General features: G+C 55.0%; 19 protein-coding genes and 1 riboswitch. Of the genes, 6 read left to right on the top strand and 13 right to left on the bottom strand.

Features of this window, described 5'->3' with window-relative positions:
- Positions 1-85: 85 nt before the first annotated feature.
- Positions 86-598 carry a LysR substrate-binding domain-containing protein gene (locus HFD95_RS08450; protein ID WP_256378164.1) on the bottom strand — a complete coding sequence of 171 codons (513 nt, stop codon included), beginning with the start codon at positions 596-598 and terminating at the stop codon, positions 86-88.
- Positions 599-998: 400 nt separating this feature from the next.
- On the opposite strand from HFD95_RS08450, the gene HFD95_RS08445 reads away from it, so the two are divergent.
- Entirely contained in the window at positions 999-1,523 is a 525-nt protein-coding gene (locus HFD95_RS08445; protein ID WP_010246964.1) for a phenolic acid decarboxylase, read from the top strand.
- Positions 1,524-1,542: 19 nt separating this feature from the next.
- Here HFD95_RS08445 and clcA read toward each other — a convergent pair whose 3' ends face one another.
- Positions 1,543-2,871 carry a H(+)/Cl(-) exchange transporter ClcA gene (gene clcA, locus HFD95_RS08440; protein WP_243208627.1) on the bottom strand — a complete coding sequence of 443 codons (1,329 nt, stop codon included), beginning with the start codon at positions 2,869-2,871 and terminating at the stop codon, positions 1,543-1,545.
- A 154-nt stretch (positions 2,872-3,025) separates the two neighbouring features.
- The gene (locus HFD95_RS08435; RefSeq protein WP_010246966.1) at positions 3,026-3,334 is read right to left on the bottom strand and encodes a YicS family protein; all 309 of its coding nucleotides are present in this window, start codon (positions 3,332-3,334) and stop codon (positions 3,026-3,028) included.
- A 165-nt stretch (positions 3,335-3,499) separates the two neighbouring features.
- On the opposite strand from HFD95_RS08435, the gene HFD95_RS08430 reads away from it, so the two are divergent.
- Positions 3,500-4,726, top strand: a complete 1,227-nt coding sequence (locus HFD95_RS08430; RefSeq protein WP_132499166.1) for an FAD-dependent oxidoreductase — start codon at positions 3,500-3,502, stop codon at positions 4,724-4,726.
- Positions 4,727-4,878: 152 nt separating this feature from the next.
- Positions 4,879-6,645 (top strand): EAL domain-containing protein, encoded by a 1,767-nt coding sequence (locus tag HFD95_RS08425; protein WP_132499164.1) that lies wholly within the window; start codon positions 4,879-4,881, stop codon positions 6,643-6,645.
- 42 nt (positions 6,646-6,687) lie between these two features.
- Here the strand turns inward: HFD95_RS08425 and HFD95_RS08420 are convergent, their stop codons facing one another.
- The 6 genes from HFD95_RS08420 to ascF form a co-directional block, all read right to left on the bottom strand.
- On the bottom strand, positions 6,688-7,623 hold the full coding sequence (locus HFD95_RS08420; protein WP_010246971.1) for an ABC transporter substrate-binding protein: 936 nt from the start codon (positions 7,621-7,623) through the stop codon (positions 6,688-6,690).
- Positions 7,624-7,646: 23 nt separating this feature from the next.
- A complete protein-coding gene (locus HFD95_RS08415) occupies positions 7,647-8,408 on the bottom strand; it encodes an ABC transporter permease (RefSeq protein ID WP_010670446.1) in 762 nt (253 codons plus the stop codon).
- Positions 8,405-9,145, bottom strand: a complete 741-nt coding sequence (locus HFD95_RS08410; protein ID WP_132499160.1) for an ABC transporter ATP-binding protein — start codon at positions 9,143-9,145, stop codon at positions 8,405-8,407. Before HFD95_RS08410 ends, HFD95_RS08415 begins: the two co-directional genes overlap by 4 nt.
- On the bottom strand, positions 9,142-9,843 hold the full coding sequence (locus HFD95_RS08405) for a TenA family protein (RefSeq protein ID WP_132499158.1): 702 nt from the start codon (positions 9,841-9,843) through the stop codon (positions 9,142-9,144). The genes HFD95_RS08410 and HFD95_RS08405 overlap by 4 nt, the downstream gene beginning before the upstream one ends.
- 68 nt (positions 9,844-9,911) lie before the next feature.
- Positions 9,912-10,014: riboswitch (TPP riboswitch) on the bottom strand.
- A 106-nt stretch (positions 10,015-10,120) separates the two neighbouring features.
- Entirely contained in the window at positions 10,121-11,551 is a 1,431-nt protein-coding gene (locus tag HFD95_RS08400; RefSeq protein WP_132499156.1) for a 6-phospho-beta-glucosidase, read from the bottom strand.
- Positions 11,552-11,587: 36 nt separating this feature from the next.
- A complete protein-coding gene (ascF, locus tag HFD95_RS08395) occupies positions 11,588-13,054 on the bottom strand; it encodes a PTS cellobiose/arbutin/salicin transporter subunit IIBC (RefSeq protein WP_132499154.1) in 1,467 nt (488 codons plus the stop codon).
- 256 nt (positions 13,055-13,310) lie between these two features.
- Here ascF and HFD95_RS08390 point away from each other — a divergent pair, with 256 nt between their 5' ends.
- Positions 13,311-14,330 (top strand): LacI family DNA-binding transcriptional regulator, encoded by a 1,020-nt coding sequence (locus HFD95_RS08390; protein ID WP_010246982.1) that lies wholly within the window; start codon positions 13,311-13,313, stop codon positions 14,328-14,330.
- Here HFD95_RS08390 and HFD95_RS08385 read toward each other — a convergent pair.
- The gene (locus HFD95_RS08385) at positions 14,327-15,076 is read right to left on the bottom strand and encodes a DNA-binding transcriptional regulator YciT (RefSeq protein WP_167430103.1); all 750 of its coding nucleotides are present in this window, start codon (positions 15,074-15,076) and stop codon (positions 14,327-14,329) included. The genes HFD95_RS08390 and HFD95_RS08385 overlap by 4 nt on opposite strands.
- Positions 15,077-15,152: 76 nt before the next feature.
- Positions 15,153-16,415, bottom strand: coding sequence for a DUF1479 domain-containing protein (locus HFD95_RS08380; RefSeq protein WP_022624415.1), 1,263 nt, complete (start codon positions 16,413-16,415; stop codon positions 15,153-15,155).
- A 255-nt stretch (positions 16,416-16,670) separates the two neighbouring features.
- Here HFD95_RS08380 and HFD95_RS08375 point away from each other — a divergent pair, with 255 nt between their 5' ends.
- Complete coding sequence (locus HFD95_RS08375; protein WP_159226933.1) at positions 16,671-17,492, top strand: Cof-type HAD-IIB family hydrolase; 822 nt, start codon at positions 16,671-16,673, stop codon at positions 17,490-17,492.
- A 29-nt stretch (positions 17,493-17,521) separates the two neighbouring features.
- On the opposite strand, the gene HFD95_RS08370 is transcribed toward HFD95_RS08375, so the two are convergent.
- Positions 17,522-17,914 (bottom strand): helix-turn-helix domain-containing protein, encoded by a 393-nt coding sequence (locus HFD95_RS08370; RefSeq protein ID WP_010246990.1) that lies wholly within the window; start codon positions 17,912-17,914, stop codon positions 17,522-17,524.
- Between the two features lie 111 nt (positions 17,915-18,025).
- Between HFD95_RS08370 and HFD95_RS08365 the strand changes: the two genes are divergently transcribed.
- Positions 18,026-19,075 carry an NAD(P)-dependent alcohol dehydrogenase gene (locus HFD95_RS08365; protein ID WP_167430102.1) on the top strand — a complete coding sequence of 350 codons (1,050 nt, stop codon included), beginning with the start codon at positions 18,026-18,028 and terminating at the stop codon, positions 19,073-19,075.
- Positions 19,076-19,295: 220 nt separating this feature from the next.
- On the opposite strand, the gene HFD95_RS08360 is transcribed toward HFD95_RS08365, so the two are convergent.
- Positions 19,296-19,985 (bottom strand): hypothetical protein, encoded by a 690-nt coding sequence (locus HFD95_RS08360; RefSeq protein ID WP_167430101.1) that lies wholly within the window; start codon positions 19,983-19,985, stop codon positions 19,296-19,298.
- Positions 19,986-20,017 lie beyond the last annotated feature (32 nt).

Genomic DNA, 20,017 nt, shown 5'->3' with positions numbered 1-20,017 from the left:
GGACAGAATGCGATATAACGCCCCGTTATCCTGTCTGTTGCTTAAACAAAATCGCAAAACAGTGAGCCGCAGTCCGCTATCCCTGTTAATACACCACCGTTTTAGCCACGGACGCCAGTCGTTCACGCAGCCACTCATGCCCTTTGTGATGATGGGTTCGGTTATGCCAGGCCATGATTTTGCTGAAGCCGGGGATGACCAGGGGGGCTGGCAACATGACCAGACCCGTAGTGTCGACCGCCAGTCGTTTCGGTACCACGCTTACCAAATCAGTGACGCGCAAAATTTCCGGGAGCACCAGAAAACTGCAAACTGAGAGCGTTACCCGGCGGGCCCGGCCAATCGCAGCCAAAGCCTGGTCGGTAACCCCATGAAAATTTCCGCCGGGCCACGAAACCAGCGCATGATCCTGCGCACAAAACTCATCCAGCGACAGCGTCGCACTGCCCGCCAGAGGATGATTTTCACTCAGCAGACAAACATATTCTTCATTGAACAGTTGCTGCGTATGCAATGTCGGCGGCGTGGTCTCTGGCGTCAGCAACGCCACATCAACTTGCCCAGTTTCAAATTGTCCTGACAGGGTCTTATCTGGCAAAGTAATGATGAAAGCATAATCAACCCAAAAAAAGGAAAATACATCCGTTATAAATTTTTAAATTATTGAAAAATAAGCTCTATATCGAAAGTATACTGAAGAAAGACTTACTCAGCATGGTGATAGATGACTGATAGATTTCTCACCTGACAACTATGCATCTATAAGTTTCCACTAGTAATTCATATGAAAGTATCTCTTTTCAGGATTCTATTGCCTTCAGGGAGCCGGGAAGGGTTTTTTAAGGAGTTTTTAATTTACCCATTGCGAACCATTTCCGTTTTCTGATGGCAAAAAAATCAATCTGCGTCATAGTCAATATTCACCGAGTTATTGCGCTATAGCTTTCTTTTGAAATTCATCTGCGCCTGTTAAGTGCGCTATTCAAACAGATGTTAAAATGTCTGCAGAATCTCCAGAGAATATCTCCAGCGATCTTTCTCAGTTCGTCGGTACGCATTTTGTCTATACCTATGATAATGGCTGGAAATATGAGTGGTATGCTCGCAACGAAACCACCTGCGACTACCGCATTCATCAGGGATTGGTAGGTGGCCGCTGGGTGACCAACCAGAAAATGCATGCGATTCAGTTCGCCCCTGGCATCTACAAAGTAGACTGGCATGAGCCCACCGGCACCTGCGTCAGCCTGCTGTTTGATCTGAATCGCACCCTGGTTCACGGCACAATTTTCTTCCCGCAGTGGATTGCCGGTGAAGGTCAGCATCCGGAAAAAACTATCTGTTATCAGAATGACTTCATTGAAGATATGCACCGCTTCCGCGATGAAGGGCCGGCCTATCCGTATGTGATCATTCCAGAGTTTGCGAAAGTGACCTATATGAAGAATGAAGGTCCAGATAACGATGAAGTGATCAATCAGGCACCTGGACAGATGCCTGCTGACTACTTTGATGGTAAGTAATTAAGCCGGTCACCCGCCCCTACGGGCGGGTAGCTTCTGCCTGACGCGCCAGCGTGCGGGCGAGGATTGATGAGTAGAGTGGTTTCCCTCCCAGAAACTGCGCCAGTAGCGTAGCGCCCAGACAGGTAATAATCATCGGCAATATCAGCTGATAGTTATCGGTCATCTCCAGCACCAGTACGATACCGGTCAGCGGTGCCCTTACCGACGCCGCAAACAGTGCTCCCATCCCCGCGATAGCAAAGGTGCCCGCTTCCAGATGATAAAACGGGAAGAGGTCCGACATGACCACCCCAAAGGCTGTACCGAGCAGCGTACCCAGCGCCAGCATCGGCGCAAAAATACCGCCCGGCGCACCTGAGCCAAAACAGAGCAGGGTGGTCACCAGCCTGACCAGAAAGATGATCAGCAGCAGGGTGAACGGGAAGACGCCATGGACCGCCTGTGGGATCAGTTCTGAACCGCCGCCTGCGCCAGGTGCAAACATCAGAGCCAGAATACCGCAGCCGCCGCCCAGCAATGCACCGGCCAGCACCACGCGTGCCGTTTTACCGGCATAAAAGCGGGCAAAAAGATCCTGCGTGATAAATATCAGGCGGTTAAACAGGACGCCGACCATACCGATTATCATCCCGAGCACCAGATAGAGCCACAGCGTCTGCACCGGCGCATCAGCCAGCTTGCCGACGGAGATCACCGCCTGTTCGCCGTTGAAACAGCGGAACACAATGCTGGCCATAATCACACCGGTAAACACGGCTTTAATTGAAATCAGGTTATAGCGGAATTGCGGACGCATCTCCTCGATGATAAACAGGATGCCTGCCAGCGGCGCATTAAACGCCGCCGCCAGACCGGCCGCCGCGCCGGTTGCCAGCAGCGTATGACGTGCCTCATTGCTGCGCATCCCCAGAATATCAATGACCATGCGGCCAATGTTCCCACCGAGCTGCACTGTCGGGCCTTCCCGGCCCAGCACCATACCAGCACCCAGCGTGCCCATGCCGCCAAAGAACTTCACCGGAATCACCCGCCACCAGCGCACAGGCCTCAGCTCTTCCAGGGCCCCTTCAATTTCAGGGATACCGGAGCCACCCGCTTCGGGAGCAAAGCGCCTGACGAGAAAATATCCCACCATCGCCAGCAGAGCCGAGATGGCAAAGGCGGCAGCGTAGAGCATCCAGCCCTGAAACTGCGATGGTATAAGCGTGTCAGCACGCCACTGCTGTATTTTTTCAACGGCCCGGGCAAACGCCACGCCCGCCAGGCCAACCAGCGTACCGACCAGCGCGGCACAGAACAGCATCGCCAGCGGCGTTTTATCACGATAGAGCAGGGCGCGAAACATCCGGCTGCGCGCCGCGATGGAGCGGGGAACATAAACCGGCTGCGGTGATTCTTCATTCATTGAGAGACATTCTTGTTCAACAAGACCAGCGCCCCAGTTTACTGAGTGATAAGGTGAAAACAAACGTCAGGATCAATTTCATCGGGGTAAAGGGTTAATTCGTCTGTGGTGGACAAACCACTTGCGCCATGCGTTCGCGGTAGGCTGGATCATCCTGGTTTTTCAGCGCCTGAGCCGCCGCGGCCAGCGTGACCTGATTCTGCTTCTGGTTCTGCTTATCGTTAAGAAACGTCTGACGCAGCTTTTCATCGGAGATGGCTGGCGATAACTGGCACTTCTGGCGCAGATCGTCAGTTATCTGCTGCTGACGCAGCGCAAACTTCAGCGTGTCGTAGGGTGCGGCTGCCACAATCAGCGGGCTTAACAGCGGCAGAATAAACAGCGTGTTGCGGATCACGTTCATGATGGTCTCCTGACTGCTGAGGACAGGATCGGGTCTTCGGCAGTTTTCAGTTGATATTAATCGCATTGAGTGATTAGCCTGAGCACAATATTCCCGACCGACTGCGGCAATGTCGCCACGGTCGACGCAATAATCATAGCAATACTGGCGTGACAGGGAGCTGACATGCAGCCACATTCCACTGAAATTCTCACCGCTGACTGTTGTATCGTCGGCGGTGGCCCGGCCGGATTAATGCTGGGTTATCTGTTCGCCCGCGCAGGCCTGCGCGTGGTGGTGATCGAAAAGCACGCCGATTTTCTCCACGATTTTCGCGGTGACACCATCCATCCCTCGACGCTGGAAATTATGCACCAGCTCGGTCTGCTGGAATCTTTCCTGACGCTGCCGCATCAGCGTGCTGAAAAGCTGGAGGCGGAAATCGGCGGACAGAGTATTACGATGGCCGATTTCTCACGCCTGCCGGTTCAGTGCCGTTTTATCGCCTTTATGCCGCAGTGGGATTTCCTGAACTATATGGCTGAACAGAGCGCCCGGTATTCGGGCTTCAGCCTGCTGCAGTCGACCTCTTTTGAGTCGCTGAATGTTGAAAATGGCAAGGTCAGTGGTGTGATCGCTTCCCGCGGGAATCAGCAACTGCACATCCGCTGTAAACTGGTGGTCGGTGCAGATGGCCGCCATTCACGCGTACGCGAAGCGGCAGGACTGACCGGACAGGAATTCGGCGCAGCACGCGATGTCATCTGGTTCCGCTTAAGTAAACAGCCGCAGGATCCCGATCTGGGTATGGGGCATAAAGGGCCACGCCAGAACTTTATTGTTATCGATCGCGGCGACTACTGGCAGTGCGGACTGACTATTCCGAAAGGGGAGTTTGAAGCGAAACAGGCCGCCGGACTCGACGCGTTTAAATCAGAAGTGGCGGCCCTTTCGCCCTTTGAAGCGACGCGCATGGCGGAAATCGAGAGCTGGGAGGCGTTCAAACTGTTGACGATACGTATTGACCGCCTGGATAAGTGGGCGAAGCCCGGGCTTCTCTGCATTGGTGATGCGGCGCATGCCATGTCGCCGATTGGTGGGGTTGGCGTAAATCTGGCGATTCAGGATGCGGTAGCGACGGCGAATCTTTTGACCGATCCTCTGAAGCGAGGAGAACTGCAGCTGCGCGACCTGGAAAAAGTGCAGAAGCGCCGTCAGTTCCCTACCGTCGCCACACAGTTTTTGCAGATCAAAATGAGCCGCAGCAAAGCAAAAAGAAAACCTACGGGAAGCAGCAAGGTTCCCGTGATTATCCAGCGCCTGCCGTTTCTGCGTTTTGTACTGGGACGCCTGATCGGTCTGGGCTTCAGGACGGAGTCGCCGCAGGTTGCGCACATGAAAGAAGAGCGTTAAATGATTTCGACAGCGATCAGATATCATGCGACACTGTTTCACTGTGAAAGTACTGTCAGATTGAGCCGCTATTTATCTGATAATTGGGCGCTAATTGAGCATTTCTGAGCTAAATTATTTTCGATTTTTGCGCCTGCATAGGAGAGGTTTCAGTGCATAACGAGCAAAATGGCAGCGACGTAAAACGTCTGAGTGCGATCAAGGCACTTTTGTCCCCGGATGAAGCCCGGGATAAGGTGCTGGAAAGATTCGTTAATCTCGCCAGCCAGGTGCTGGGTATTTCTGGCAGCTTCATTTCAATTATTGACGATCATAACCAATATATTAAAGCGTCCCGCAACTTCGATCTTAAGCAATCGACCCGTGATGAATCTCTTTGCCGCCACGTCATTGATGGTGAGGGACATCTGGTGGTGTATGACACCTTACTGGATGAGCGCTTTGTCACGCACCCGTTTGTGAAAGGTGATCCGCATATTCGTTTCTACGCCGGTGTCTCGCTGCAGAACCTCGACGGTGCGGTGCTGGGCACGCTCTGCGTCACCGATACCCAGCCACATCCCTTTACGGATGAGAAACTCGCTACGCTGCGCTCACTGGCTACGCTGGTCACCTCATTTCTGGATGCCTGGAACAACGCGGGTTTTGCCGACGTCATTACGCACCTGCCGAATCGTCCACGCCTGATTCGTGATATTCAGCAGCTGACCCTTGTCGCACCACAGAGCCGCTTTCGCCTGATTCTTATCGACTGCCTCGACATCATTCGCGCCTATGAGCTTTCCCGTGCGGTGGGCATTGCGCCGATGGAGAAACTGCTAAAGCAGATGGCGCAGGATGTCGCTCACCGGCTCAATCTTCCGGAGAATGAAACGCTCTATACTTTCGCTCCAGGCCGTTTTGCCATTGTTCAGCCTTACTCGGGTCGTTATACAGCACATAACATGATCGACCTGTTTAAGGGCATGAAGGCCGATCTGGCGGAAAATATCACGCTCGACCTGGATGTCTTTACCGGTGAAACAGAGTTTGTACCGGGCCAGATGGATGCCAATGAAACGGTGCGTCAGGCCGTGAGCGCGCTGCATGAGGCGGTGGATGAGAACATCAATGCAATGTGTTTTGAAGAGAGTTACGACTCGCGGCGCACCGATGACTTTATGATCATGAACGATCTGGCTCAGGCGTTGAATAAAGACGAAGAGCTTTACCTGGCCTGGCAGCCTAAAGTGTGTCTCAAAAGCGGTAAAACGGTCGGGCTGGAGGCGCTTATCCGCTGGAATCATCCTGAGCGGGGCGAGCTTTTCCCTTCAGAATTCATTCCGTTAGCGGGTAAAACCAACCTGATTTCCGATCTGACCAACTGGGTTATCGATCACACCATTGAGCAGCTTGCGCGCTGGGATCGCGAATACGATCTGATTCCGGTTTCGATCAACGTCAGCGAACGCGACTTCGCAAAGCCCGATTTTGCCGATCGGCTGGTGGCAAAATTAGCGGCGGCTCAGTTACCCAATTCTATTCTGGGCATTGAGTGTCTGGAGAATGAACTGATCACCAAAACCAATGTGGCGATCAGCGGGCTGGAAGCGCTGAAATCACACGGCTTTGTGATCTCGCTGGATGATTTCGGCACCGGCTACAGCAACATCAGCTATCTGCAGGATATCCCGCTGGATGTGATCAAGATCGACCGATCCCTGATCTCGCGTATGAGTGAAGATGATGCATCAAAAATCATCGTCAGATGCATTATTCAGATGCTGAAAGAGCTGAACTACACCGTGCTGGCCGAGGGCGTTGAGACGGAAGCCACCCTGACGTTGCTGAAAACTTACGGTTGCGATCAAATCCAGGGCTACTTCTTTTCAAAACCGCTGCCAGCCAGCGATATTGAACACTGGCTTTATCAGAAGTGATGCCAGGAAAATGGCCCGCAGCGATCGTTGCGGGCTCTCTTATTACTCACTGCCGGTGGCGTAGCGCTCAACCGGCGTGATGCTTTTAATCAGCTTGTTATCAAACAGAAATTGCTCGTAAGCCTGATAACGTGCGCGATCCAGTTTTGCCGGATCGGCGGCAAACAGCGGCAGGGTGGCACGCCATGCCTGATGATTCAGCGGTGTGTTCAGCTCCGGATGCGCGCGGGCAAAGGCCTGCCAGCTCTCCTCCGGGTGCGCCTGCAACTGCGCATTACCCTTCTTCAGTGCCCGCAAAAACTTTTTGATTTTCTCCGAGTGAGCTTCATCACGGTTGGCGACGATGATCAGTTCGTCATAGGCTGGAACACCATAATCCTCGACGTTGAAGACTACCGGGTTTTTACCGTGCTGTTTCATCTCCAGCGCTTCGATATTGCGATAGCCGCCGATAACGGCATCCACCTGCCCGGTCATCAGGGCACTGGTGAGCTGGAAATTGACGTTAACCAGCTTAACCTGATCGGCCTTAACGCCATCATGGTTCAGCATGGTCGCCAGCGTCGCCTGTTCAATGCCGCTGACCGAATAGCCGATACGTTTCCCTTTTAAATCGGCTGGTTTTTTTACCGTTTCGTCTAACGTCATCAGCGTATTCAGCGGACTGTTAATCAACGTCCCCACCCGCATCAAGGGCAATCCCTGATCGGCGAAGAAATGCAGCTGCGGCTGATAGGTTATCGCTAAGTCCGCCTGCTTTGCTGCCACCAGACGCGGCGGCAGCGCCGGATCGGAAGGCGGCACAATGTTAACCTCCAGCCCTTCTGCCGCAAACGCGCCGGTCTGCTGGGCCACCATAATTGGCGCATGATCGGGATTGATATACCAGTCGAGCACCAGAGTCAGTTTCTCCATCGCCTGAGCCTGTGTGGCTAAGGTGGCGCTGAACAGCAGGGTAAACAGAGGCATTTTTGTCATGGGTTTTCTCATTGGTTTAGTCATTAATGTATCTCGGGTGCCCAGGTAATCAGGCGGCGCAGCAGGATGTCGAGGGTCAGCCACAGGGCCAGCGTCATCAGCACCAGAATAAACAAGGCGGCGAAACAGAGGTCGCTCTGCATCCGGGCGTTGGCATTCAGCATCACGTAGCCCAGCCCTTCGGCCGAGCCGACCCATTCACCGATGATTGCGCCTATTGGCGCGACGGCTGCCGCCATCCGCAATCCTGAGCCCAGGGCTGGCAGCGCGGCTAACAGCCGGACATGGCGCAGTTGCGCTGCAGGTGATGCGCCCAGCGTGCGGGCCAGATCGAGATAGCCGGGGGTGACGCGACGCAGGCCATCAAAAAAGGCGGAGGTCACCGGGAAGAAGATTACCAGGACGGCCATCGCGACTTTGGCGCCCATGCCGAAACCAAACCAGAGCACCAGCAGCGGCGCCAGGGCAAAAACCGGAATCGCCTGGCTGGTGATCACCAGCGGCATCATCCAGCGCTGCAGCCACGGCGAAAAGGTCATGCCCAGCGCCAGCACACTCCCCAGCAGCACGCCGAGGGCCATGCCGCTGACGATCTCGGTCAGGGTAATCAAAGTGTGATGGCCGAGATAACCTGCGTTTTGCCACAGTGCGATGGCGACCGCAGCGGGTGAGGGCAGCAGAAAGGCCGGAACCGAAGTCAGTGTGGCGAGCCACCACAGCGCAATCAGTCCGGCAAACAGCATCACTCCACGGTGAAGACCGGCAAAACCTTTGTGTAATCTCATCCCGCTATCCTGCTCAGCTGCTTCAGCAATGCGGCCTGACTCTGCAATACCTGTATGTCGTCTGCAGCCCGCGGTGGCTGGCCCGCCAGGGGCGGGCAGGTTTCAATTCCCGCAGAACCGATCACCAGCATGTGGTGACTGAGCCGACAGGCTTCGGCGGCGTCATGGGTAATCAGCAGCACGGTGTGTCCGACCAGCACTTCTGCAGCCAGCGTCTGAATCTGAGCGCGGGTGAGGGCATCCAGTGCGGAGAAGGGCTCATCCATCAGCACAACGGGCTGACGGGTGTAGAGGGTGCGGGCCAGCGCGGCGCGCTGACGCATCCCGCCGGAAAGTGTCGCGGGTCGCGCGTTCGCAGAATGGCTAAGACCTACCCGCATCAGCAGATGCTGCGCCCAGTCGCGATCGGCCCTTTCACCTTTCAGGCGACTGGCGAGGCAGACATTTTGTTCAACCGTCAGCCACGGATAGAGCAGATCCTGTTGCCCCATCCAGGCGATGCGTCCGGTCAGTGGCAGGCCGTCGCTGCCGCTGACCTGCCCGGCGGTGGGTGGCGTCAGACCGGCAATAAGCCGCATCAGGCTGCTTTTTCCGACGCCGCTGGCACCCAGTAAAGCGGTAAAAGCACCGCCCGCGATCTCCAGATCAAGCTGGCTGAAGAGTGGCTGCTGGCCATAATTCAGGCTGAGCTGGCGAATTGAAATGCCTGGCGGCACCGGATGGCACGGCAGGTTCATGAGCTGATCCGCTGGGCGGCAGCATGGTTGAGACCCATCTGCCAGAAAGCGGCTTCCAGCCGGGTCGCGGTGGTGAAGATCGCCGCCAGCGGGTTAAACCGCTGTTCACCGGCGCGCTGCCGGGCCAGGGTTTCAAACAGTGAAAGTGAGGAGCGAACGCCAGCCAGATAGGCATCGTCGCCGTAATTTTCTATCCATGCCGCGTAAGGATTCCCCTCAAAGCGGGTTGCGGGATCATGAAGTAGTGTCAGGCCAATTTCAGCGTAACCGGCAACGCACGGCATCAGCGCGGTCAGCAGCTCCAGCGCATCCCCGGTGTGACCCACGTCCAGCACGTAGCGGGTGTAGTTGAGCGTTTCCACGGCTTCGGGTTCACTCGCCATAGCCGCCTCGCTGATGCCCCATTGCTGGCAGTAAGCCTGGTGAAGTGGCAGTTCGCTGACGATGGCGTTAAGCGATGCCGTTGCGCTGCGTAAGGCTGCTGGCTCGGAAAGTTTGCTGATCAGCAGGCCCCAGGCACGGGCGAAGTGCAACAGAAACAGATAATCCTGGGTAAGATAGTGGCGGAAGGCGGCGGGTGGCAGGGTGCCCTGACCGAGTTGCCGCACAAAATCGTGCCCGATATAGGCGTGCCATTGACTGCCCGCCTGCTGGCGCAGACGACCATAAAAGCCGGTGTCGAAAAGCGGATGTGACATAGGATCTCCAGTAACAGGGAGATCCGGGCATACGGTCTGGAACAGGGAATGTTGCAGGAGATGACGCAGAAAATCTGCCGACCCGTCCCTTCGCTGGCATGACCCAGATCAGGTTCAAAGGGTTCGGCTTACGCCATCTCAGCCCATTACAGGACACCCCTCGGAGACATTGGTTATACGATAATTACTGCCGGAGTACAACGGCAGAAATAAGCGTTCTGTTCCGGCGTTGCTGTCGCGCCAGTAACAGCATGACGATAGATTTTAAGTGACGTTGTCACTCAAGATCCGCACCATTACTGGCAATGACTTTTTTGTACCACCAGAAGGATTTCTTCCGCGTGCGCGCCAGCGTGCCGTTACCCAGGTCGTCGCGGTCAACATAGACAAATCCGTAGCGCTTGCTCATTTCACCCGTTGAGGCGGCAACCAGATCGATACAGCCCCAGCTGGTGTAACCCATCACTGGCACGCCATCCTCGATCGCGTCGCCCATGGCGCGGATATGTTCGCGCAGATAGCTGATGCGGTAATCATCGTTGATCTCGCCATTTGATTCGATCTCATCGCGCGCGCCCAGGCCATTCTCCACCAGAAACAGCGGCTTCTGATAGCGGTCATACATCATATTCATCGTGATGCGTAAGCCGAGCGGATCGATACCCCAGCCCCACTCACTGCGCGGTACATGCGGATTGGTCAGGGATTTCACCACATTGGCGGCGCTGCTGTTCTGCTCGTTCATCTCGGCCGAGGCGCAACGTGAGGCGTAGTAGCTGAACGAGACAAAATCGACGCTGTTTTTCAGAATGTCGTCATCGCCGTCAGCGATCTCAAGCGTCACACCTTTTTCACGGAATACGCGGGCGGCGTAGGCCGGATAGGCCCCACGCGCCTGCACGTCAATAAAGAACAGGTTTTCGCGATCCTTTTCCAGCGCAGCCCAGACATCTTCCGGCTTGCTCGACCAGGGATAGAAGTTGCCGCCTGCCAGCATGCAGCCGACCTGGTTCATCGGATTCACTTCATGCGCGATGCGCGTCACGAGCGCGCTGGCGACCAGTTCATGATGGGCCGCCTGATACTTTACCTGATCCTTGTTCTCACCGGGTTCGAACACCAGACCGGCGCCGGAAAACGGGCTGTGCAGCAGGATATTAATCTCATTGAAGGTCAGCCAGTATTTCACCAGGCCATCAAACGCCTCAAAGCAGCTGCGGGCATAGCGGGCAAAAAAGTCGACCATTTTGCGATTGCGCCACGAGCCATATTCAGTCACCAGATGCATCGGCACATCAAAGTGACAGAGCGTGACCAGCGGTTCGATATTATATTTCCGGCACTCCTCAAAGACCGCGCGGTAAAAGGCGATGCCTTGCGGATTGGGCGTCAGTTCATCGCCATTGGGATAGAGACGGCTCCAGGCAATCGACGTGCGGAACACGCTGAACCCCATCTCCGCCATCAGCGCAATGTCTTCCGGATAGCAGTGATAAAAATCGATGGCTTCATGGCTGGGATAAAATTCATCGTCACGCAGGGTAAAACGCTTTTCCAGACCGAGTTTGACCGGCAAACGGTGCGGGCCATGTGGAATCATGTCGACGGTGGTTAAGCCCTTTCCGCCTTCACGAAAGCCGCCTTCACTCTGGTTGGCGGCCAGTGCGCCGCCCCATAAAAATCCTTGCGGAAACCTTGAATCAGACATGCAATCCTCTTTTCCGGGTCAGCGTGACCCTTTCCTTTAGTGGCTATTAATCGCGTTAGCGCGTTCGGTAACGGGCGCAGGTTGCGTTGCGCTTTCGGGTGCGGTTTTGGTTTCGGGTTCGGTTTCAGGAATATCTTCAAAACCTAACAGCAGCGTCAGCACAAATGACAGCACCACAGACAACACCATGACCGCACCGACCCAGACAATACTCATGGGATTGGTAGGATCGAAGAACTGTACGCTGGTAAACAGGCCGGGAGAGGCCATGGAGTGGCTGGCCAGCCCGCCAATGCCCGCGACCGCGCCACAGATAAAACCACTGATCAGACAGGCGATCAGCGGTCGTTTTAAGCGGACCGCAACGCCATACAGCGCCGGTTCTGAAATGCCGGCAATAATCGCTGATGCCGCCGCTGCCAGCGCGGTCTGGCGCAGTTCACGGTTTTTGGTCCGGAACGCCACCGCCAGCGACGATCCCCCCAGCGAAAGGTTGGCGCCAATCTCTGACGGCATCACCATGCCCTCTTTGCCGGTTTCGGCAATGGTCTGGATGATGGTGGGGGTGAACACCCGATGCATCCCGGTCATCACCAGCAGCGGCCAGATTGCGCCCATAATCGCGACGGAAAGCCAGCCAAGATAGCCATGCACGGTGTAGACCAGCGCGGAGATGCCGCTGCCGATCCAGATACCAATCGGACCAATCAGCACAATCGCGATGGGTGCCGCAATCAGCACAATCAGCATTGGTTTCAGGAAGTTTTTAGTGACGGCAGGGGTAATACGATCCACGCCGCGCTCGATGTGCGACAGGATCCAGGTCATCACCAGCGCCGGGATTACGGTGTAGGTATATTTCACCGCGGTCACCGGGATGTAAGCAAATTCCACCGCCTGACCCTGTGCCGCTTTCGCCATCAGTTCAACAAAGTTGGGATGAACCAGTACACCGGCAATGGCGATCGCCAGCGACATGTTCGTTTTGAATTTCAGCGCCGCAGAGGCGGCCACCATGATCGGCAGGAAGAAGAATGCGCCATCGCCAATCACGTTGAGGATGACCAGCGTTGATGAGCCTTTCTCAAACACGCCCGCCATATCCAGGATCATCGCCAGCAGCTTAACCATTGACCCGCCAATAATGGCCGGAATCAGCGGCGACATGGTGCCCACCAGCGCATCAAGAATCCCTGCACCGATGCCTCGCAGCGTGATTTTACGTTTCATGGGTGCAGCCGATGTCGCTGCGGGCGAGCCCAGCTCCAGCACCGCCTGATAAGCCTGTGAAACGTTGTTACCAATGATCACCTGGCACTGAGTGTCGTTGTGCACCACGCCCATAACACCATTGATCGCCTTGAGCCGGGGATAGTCGACCTGAGCTTCATCTTTCAACACAAACCGCAGGCGGGTCATGCAGTGGGTTACGGCTTCGATATTGGTGAGGCCGCCTAGCGCATCAACGATGGCGCGTGACACCTCGGCATAATTTCTGGGCATGATCGCTCTTCTCTGTAGGGTAAATCGGTCAAAGTTTTTATGTTTTTGCGCCTGCGGGCAGGCAAATAGGAAACCGGTTTCACAAAATCATGAAGTGCTTTCATGGCGCCGACAAGCGCCAAAATCATCCAGATCTCTTTTTTGTGAACTCCATCACCTGATGCTGCCAGGTAACCTCATACTAAGGCGGGGTAAATATTTCCAAGATTGAGAGGCTTAGGTAGACTGCAGGACGACGCAGCAAAGGAGCATCACCATGGCAACGATTCAGGAAGTGGCAAACAGGGCGGGCGTCTCTAAAGCGACAGTGTCACGTGTGCTCTCGGGCAATGGCTATGTCGGGCAGGAAAAGCGCGAAAAAGTACTGAAGGCGATTGCCGAAACCGGATACCGGCCCAATCTGCTGGCGCGCAACCTGGCGACAAAAACGTCTCAGACCATTGGACTGGTGATCACCAATACGCTCTACAGCGGCAGCTACTTCACTGAACTAATGGCACACTCCGCGCGCATACTGGAGCAGCAGGGCCGCCAGCTGATTCTGGCGGACGGCAAACACACCGCTGAGCAGGAAGAGGCGGCGATTCAGTTTCTGCTCGATCTGCGCTGTGACGGCATCATTATCTATCCGCGCTTCCTGAGCATTGACGCGCTGGATGCGATTATCTCCCGGCACAAACAGCCGATACTGGTGATCAACCGGCGGCTGCGCGTCAACCATAGCTACTGCATTTACAGCGATCAGCACGCCAGCAGCGCCACGGCGGTGAGCCATCTGCTGAATCAGGGGCATCGTGAGATCGCGTTTATCACCGGTTCACTCGATTCGCCGACCGGCGTCGAGCGACTTTCCGGCTATCACGCTGCGCTGGCCGCACAGGGCATTGAAGCCGATTCCCGGCGAATCGTGACCGGTAAATGGACGGCGCAGAGCGGTATGGCGGCCGTGGACCAGCTGCTGGAACGCAGGGTGACATTCAGCGCGCTGGTGGCGAGTAATGATGAGATGGCGATTGGTGCCATCAAACGTCTGACTGAACGCAACATCGCGGTACCCGGGCAGGTTTCGGTGATTGGCTTCGATGATATTCCGCTGGCGCCCTTCATCACGCCGTCGTTATCCAGCATGAAACTGCCGGTCACCGAGATGATCGATGAGACGATTAACCGCCTGCTGAACATGCTGGATGGCGGAGACTGGCATACTCAGGCACCCTTCACGGCCAGCCTGATGATGCGGGACTCCGTTACTAAAGGCCCCGGCCGTTCTGCTTAACCTGCGGCGATCTGTATCACCTCTATCGCCTGTTCCCTGAGCAGCGCTACCGTCGCCGCATCCAGCGTCTCATCGGTAATCACGTGCCCGACCTGATAACCGGATGAAAGCGGATAAGGGTGAATCTGACCAAACTTGGAGGCGTCGGTCAGGGCATAGCTCTCAGCGCCTTTCGCCAGCACGGCATCCACCACATCACAGCGCAGCATGTTGCGGCCGGTAAAACCGGTCTCCGGATGCCAGCCATCCACGCCAACAAATGCCCGGTGAAAATGAACCTGCTGGATGGAATACCGCGTCAGCGGGCCGACTACCGACTCACTGCTTTTCTGCAGCAGGCCACCGAGTACAATCACCTCACAGGTGGCTTCCCGAAGAAGCTGGGCAATATAGTGACTGACGGTAATCAGCGTAAGATCGGCGCGGTCAGCCAGCGCACGCGCCAGCAGCGCATTGGTGCTGCCGCCTTCGATGAAGACCGATTCACCTACCTGAACCAGGCTGGCCGCATGTCGTGCCAGCGCCTGCTTAGTGAGATAGCGGGTATTCATGCGGGTGCCGACGTTATCGCTGTCCAGCGCCAGCGCGGAACCGTGAACCCGCCGCAGCAACCGGTCGCGTTCCAGCAGTGTGAGATCCTGACGCACCGTCACTTCAGAAACCCCGGTAAGCTGCGCCAGTTCGCTGACCGTTACGCTGCCCCGGCTATTAACCAGTTGAATAATCTGATGATGTCGCGGGTTCATAATTGCGTTTCGCAGAAAAAAAGAAGCTCCAGTGTAACAGGGATATCCCGCGCTGGTGTACAACGCGGGATTGGGATCAGGACAAATCCAGCGACCGGCGTCCGTTAAGATTGAGATCCTGCAGCGTAAAACGCTGGTCCCACTCTGTTTCATAATCTTCTGGCGGAAAATCTCCCGGCGAACGTCCCTGCTCCAGCGCCTGTGCAACCCGCCGGGCATAGGCGCGGTTTTTGTCACACATTGGCGCAGCGGGGATATACATCACATTGCCCCAGCCCTGCTGATCTTCAACCGGTGCAACGGCGTGGATCACATCACAGTGCCACCATACCGAATCGCCCGCCTCTAAGGCCGGTATCGAACAGAGTCCTGCAATCAGGTGCGGATGCCACTGTTCATTAACGGGCAACACCCGGCCCGGCGCGACGCCGCACAGTTCATCTTCAGGTACGTCTGAAAGCAGCGGGCGCAGCAGAACATAGGCCATCGCCTGCGGCACCGGCACCACGTGCAGCAGGCCCTGACCGGGGATCATATCGGAGAGTGCGGTCCAGCCCTGAAAGGTCCGGAACACGGAACATTTGGTGGTACCCGGCAGATCATACTCATCCACTTCGGTGCGGTGAGCTGCATCCCAGGGGTCGTAAGCGGCAAAATCACCGTGAAACAGCTTACTGAAAACCTGCTGATACGCGGGGAGTAACCAGCGTTCCAGCGCGCCGGAATCGGTATGGGCGCCTAATCCCTTCGAGGTGGTGCCCGGCAAGCGGCGACGGATGCGATCGGGATAGATAACGCTGACATCCGGGTCAAACCACTGCTTTCCCTGTGATTCAGACTTCCATAACCGGTTCAGAAAAGATTGCGCGTCAGCCATTGCCGCGCTCTGCCGCGCCTGCATTTGCGCCTGTGACCAGTAAATCGGATAGATTTCGGGGCGGGAGGCGGCCAGCGATCCAAAAAAGTCATCGCCGGGGCCGCGATAGTGTTCGTCAAACCGGTTGTGATCCAGATAGTCGAGCATCGACTTATCCCATGCCAGCGCCTGCTCACGCGCGAAGTGCTGCTTAATTACCACACAGCCGCGACGTTTAATCATCGCCCGGGTTTCATCCGAAACCTTTCCCGCTGCAATGTCCTGCATGGGCACTACCGGCCAGGCACTGCCCGTGCGCTTTTCATCTGCTTTTGCTTCAGCAATCGCAGCAGTGATGTTGTCGCAAACCTGACGGAAAAGGGCATCGACATCACCAATCTGTTGGCGTAACTGCTGTTTCATCTCGCGAATAGCGGTTTTGACGTCGTCAGGTAAAGGGGTTGATCGGGAATCTTCACGCATCTCGTGCTCCTGAATATCTGGGGGTTGAGTTACGAATGTAATTAAAATAACCTTCATTCGTAATATTCGACTGAGGTTAACATCCTTTTAACGAAAAAAAACGTGCGTGATAACACAACTCCGGAACCGGAACGCTCTGAAAGCCGTTAGCAAAGTCACTATTTGCATTCTCATTAATCCACACAGCGAGTAAGCTTTATGAATCAAATCAATCAGCCGAAAGGACAGAACGGCGAACGTATAGGGGCAGGCGAGATGGCGGTTAAGATGATTGCGGTGGATATGGACGGCACCTTTCTGGACGACAATAAGCAGTACAACGTTCAGCGGTTTTCACGTCAGTATGCGCTGCTGAAGCAGAAGGGCATCCGTTTTGTGGTGGCCAGTGGTAATCAGTATTACCAGCTGCAGCGCTATTTTCCCGACATCAAAGATGAGATCGCTTTCGTGGGGGAAAATGGCGCATGGGTTTCTGACTGTAATGAAGAGATCTTCTGCGGAGAGTTAGCTCAGGAGAAAGTGCATAAGATCCTCGATATCCTGGCGCATGAACCTGACATTGCGGTCGTGGTCTGTGGACGCAACGGCGCCTATATGCATTCATCCACCTCTGATGAGGTGATGGCAATGCTTGCAAACCACTATCACCGGCTGGAAAAACGCGATGACCTCTATGCCATCGACGACACCATATTCAAATTCTCGCTGAAGCTGGAGCACGAAGGGGTTGATGCACTGCTGCAAAGACTGCATTCCCGTCTGGGCGAGCTGGAAAACATCATGCATCCGGTATCCAGCGGTTTTGGCTTTATTGATCTCATTATTCCCGGCTGCCATAAGGCACACGGCATTGCGCTGCTGCAGGAAAAGTGGGGCATCAGCGATTGCGAAGTGCTGGCGATTGGTGACAGCGCCAATGATATTGAGATGCTGCGTCAGGCCTGCTTCAGTTTCTCAATGGCCAATGCCGCTGATTCGGTCGCTGCCGTGGCGCGCTATCAGACTCAGAGCAACAATGATGAAGGCGCGCTGAATGTCATTTCCCGCGTGCTGGCGCGCGAATTCCCGTTCGATTAAGCCTGCACTGCGTGAGAACTGGCGGCCTTCTATCCGCCACTCTCCTGATGGCTGCGCGCGTGATGTTCCATTTCATCCAGCGCAGCCTGATTCTCCAGTCCCCACTGATACATCTGCTCTATTGGCTGTGCGAAGGTATGCCCCAGCGGCGTGAGGCTGTATTCCACTTTTGGTGGCACCACCTGCCAGACCTGACGCGACACCAGTCCGCGCTGCTCCAGCTCACGCAGCGTCTGAATCAGCATCTTCTTCGAAATACCCTGCAGGCTGCGCTCCAGTTCACCCGTGCGTGCCCGATTTTCCGGCCAGTGATAGAGCGCATGCAGCACCATCGTGCTCCACTTCACCGAAAAAAGTTCCAGCAGGCGGCGTGGCGGTGAATCCGCATAAAAGCAAAGTTTTCCTTCAACCCAGACCGGCATAGTGACTTCCCAGATAGTATGGTAACCAAAAGGTAACTACTACCAAATGGGGTTCCGTGTGTCTATAGTGGGCCGCTTTCTTTACGACCACCAGGTGAGAAGAGGCAACAGATGAAAATTAACGCGCTGATAGCGTCCCAGGCAGAACAGCCGCTGCGGGCAGGCCAGGTAGAGTTACGCGAGCTGCAGGCTGACGATGTGAAAATCGAAATTCTTTACTGCGGTGTCTGTCACTCCGATCTGCATATGGCCCGTAATGAATGGGGAGTCAGCCGCTATCCGCTGGTTCCCGGTCACGAAATTGTCGGACGCGTAGTGGCAGTGGGCAGCAACGTCACTAAATTTGTCGCCGGGGATACGGTTGGCGTTGGCGTGATGGTCGACTCATGCGGTGAATGCCATTTCTGTCAGCAGCAGGAAGAGCAATATTGTGAGGCGGGTTTCACGCCGACCTACAACGGTACGGATAAATACACCGGCAATACGACATTTGGTGGCTATGCGCAGCATGTCATCGCCGACCAGCATTTTGTGGTCACGGTGCCCGACAATCTGGCACTGAATGCGGTGGCACCGCTGCTGTGCGCTGGCGTGACCGTCTGGTCACCGTTGCAGCATTTTAAAGTCAAAGCAGGCGATCGTGTGGGTGTGGTCGGGCTTGGGGGATTGGGCCATATGGCGGTTAAACTGGCCAGTGCACTGGGCGCAGAAGTCACCCTGTTTACGACTTCTCCGGCGAAAGGGGAAGATGCACGCCGGCTCGGCGCTAAGAACGTGGTGATCTCACGAGACGCCGCACAAATGGCTGACTGCCAGGCGTCACTGGATATCATTCTGGACTGTGTCGCTGCACCACACGACCTTGATCCTTATCTCGGTGCGCTGAAAACCAATGGTCAGCTGGTGCTGGTGGGCATACCCGATCAACCTCATCCATCACCGAATGTGACACCGATGGTGTTTCGTCGCCTGAGTATCAGTGGCACCTCGATTGGCAGCATTCAGGAAACGCAGCAGATGCTCGACTTCTGTGGTCAGCACAACATCACGGCTGATGTTGAGATGATCACCGGTGAAGAGGTCGAAACTGCCTTTGAACGTATGCTGACCAGCGATGTGAAATATCGTTTTGTCATCGATATGCAGAAAACCCACTGGTAATGAATACGGTCCGCTTTAAAAGCGGGCCGTCTGACTTTTACACGGGCTGAACCCAAAGGATTAAGCCCTGCCTATAGTTACAACATACTTATATACTTTAGTATCGACCGTTCTCATTGAACTCCGTGCAGCAGGGGTCTTGCAGCAAGATCGTTCTGATTAAACAAAAAAATACCCGGCTCATTGACCGGGTATCTCTTTTGCCGCTTACCAGGCGCAGTTAATCCTGCTCTTTATCCGCGTCACTCTTTTCCGCTTCTGCTTTCTCCACAGCATGGGTAAAAGGCTTAAGCAGCTGAATATCCAGAATCACATAAACCATGGTGCTGATAAACAGGGAGATGACACTGCCAAACACCCCGCTGGTGGTAAACGTCAGATAGTTATAAATCACCAGCCAGGTCAGGCAGATAAACAGCGCGAGCGAAATAGAAAGGTTGGGCACGGAGTAGTTGCTGGTACCTCCGCCCTGGGTATGCGTCGCTTTAAACAGATTTCCGATGGAGTATTTCTCCAGCACCAGAATAGTCCTTTCCCAGTTACGCTGTTTACGCGCGCTGGCGCGGGTCAGGAACAGATAGAGAATAGAGATGAAGAAGCCGGAGAAAGCAATCAGCACCGGAATCGCTTCCAGCGCATATTCAATACTCTTATGAGGCGTGCCAGTGGTGATGTTGAGATCAAGCGTCAGCGAGGCACCCAGCGCAGCATATAAAAAGAGAAACAGAATCAGAAAAGTCAGGCTACGTTTCCAGTCGCCATCAGCCTCTGCACCTTTTTGCTGGATGGCCAGCTGAAGCGATTGCTGAATCTGTTGTGCCTGTGGTGAGTCTGTTTCAACGGTGTGGCATGGCGCAGCAAAGAAGTTGTGCATAAACAGCTCATCTTCTTTATGAATGGTGATTTTCATCAGAAACCTGTATTCGGGAAATTTTCTTTATT

This window comes from Pantoea sp. EKM10T (genome assembly GCF_011800685.1).
Classification (GTDB): domain Bacteria; phylum Pseudomonadota; class Gammaproteobacteria; order Enterobacterales; family Enterobacteriaceae; genus Pantoea; species Pantoea agglomerans.
This window is presented reverse-complemented; position numbering and strand designations above follow the sequence as displayed.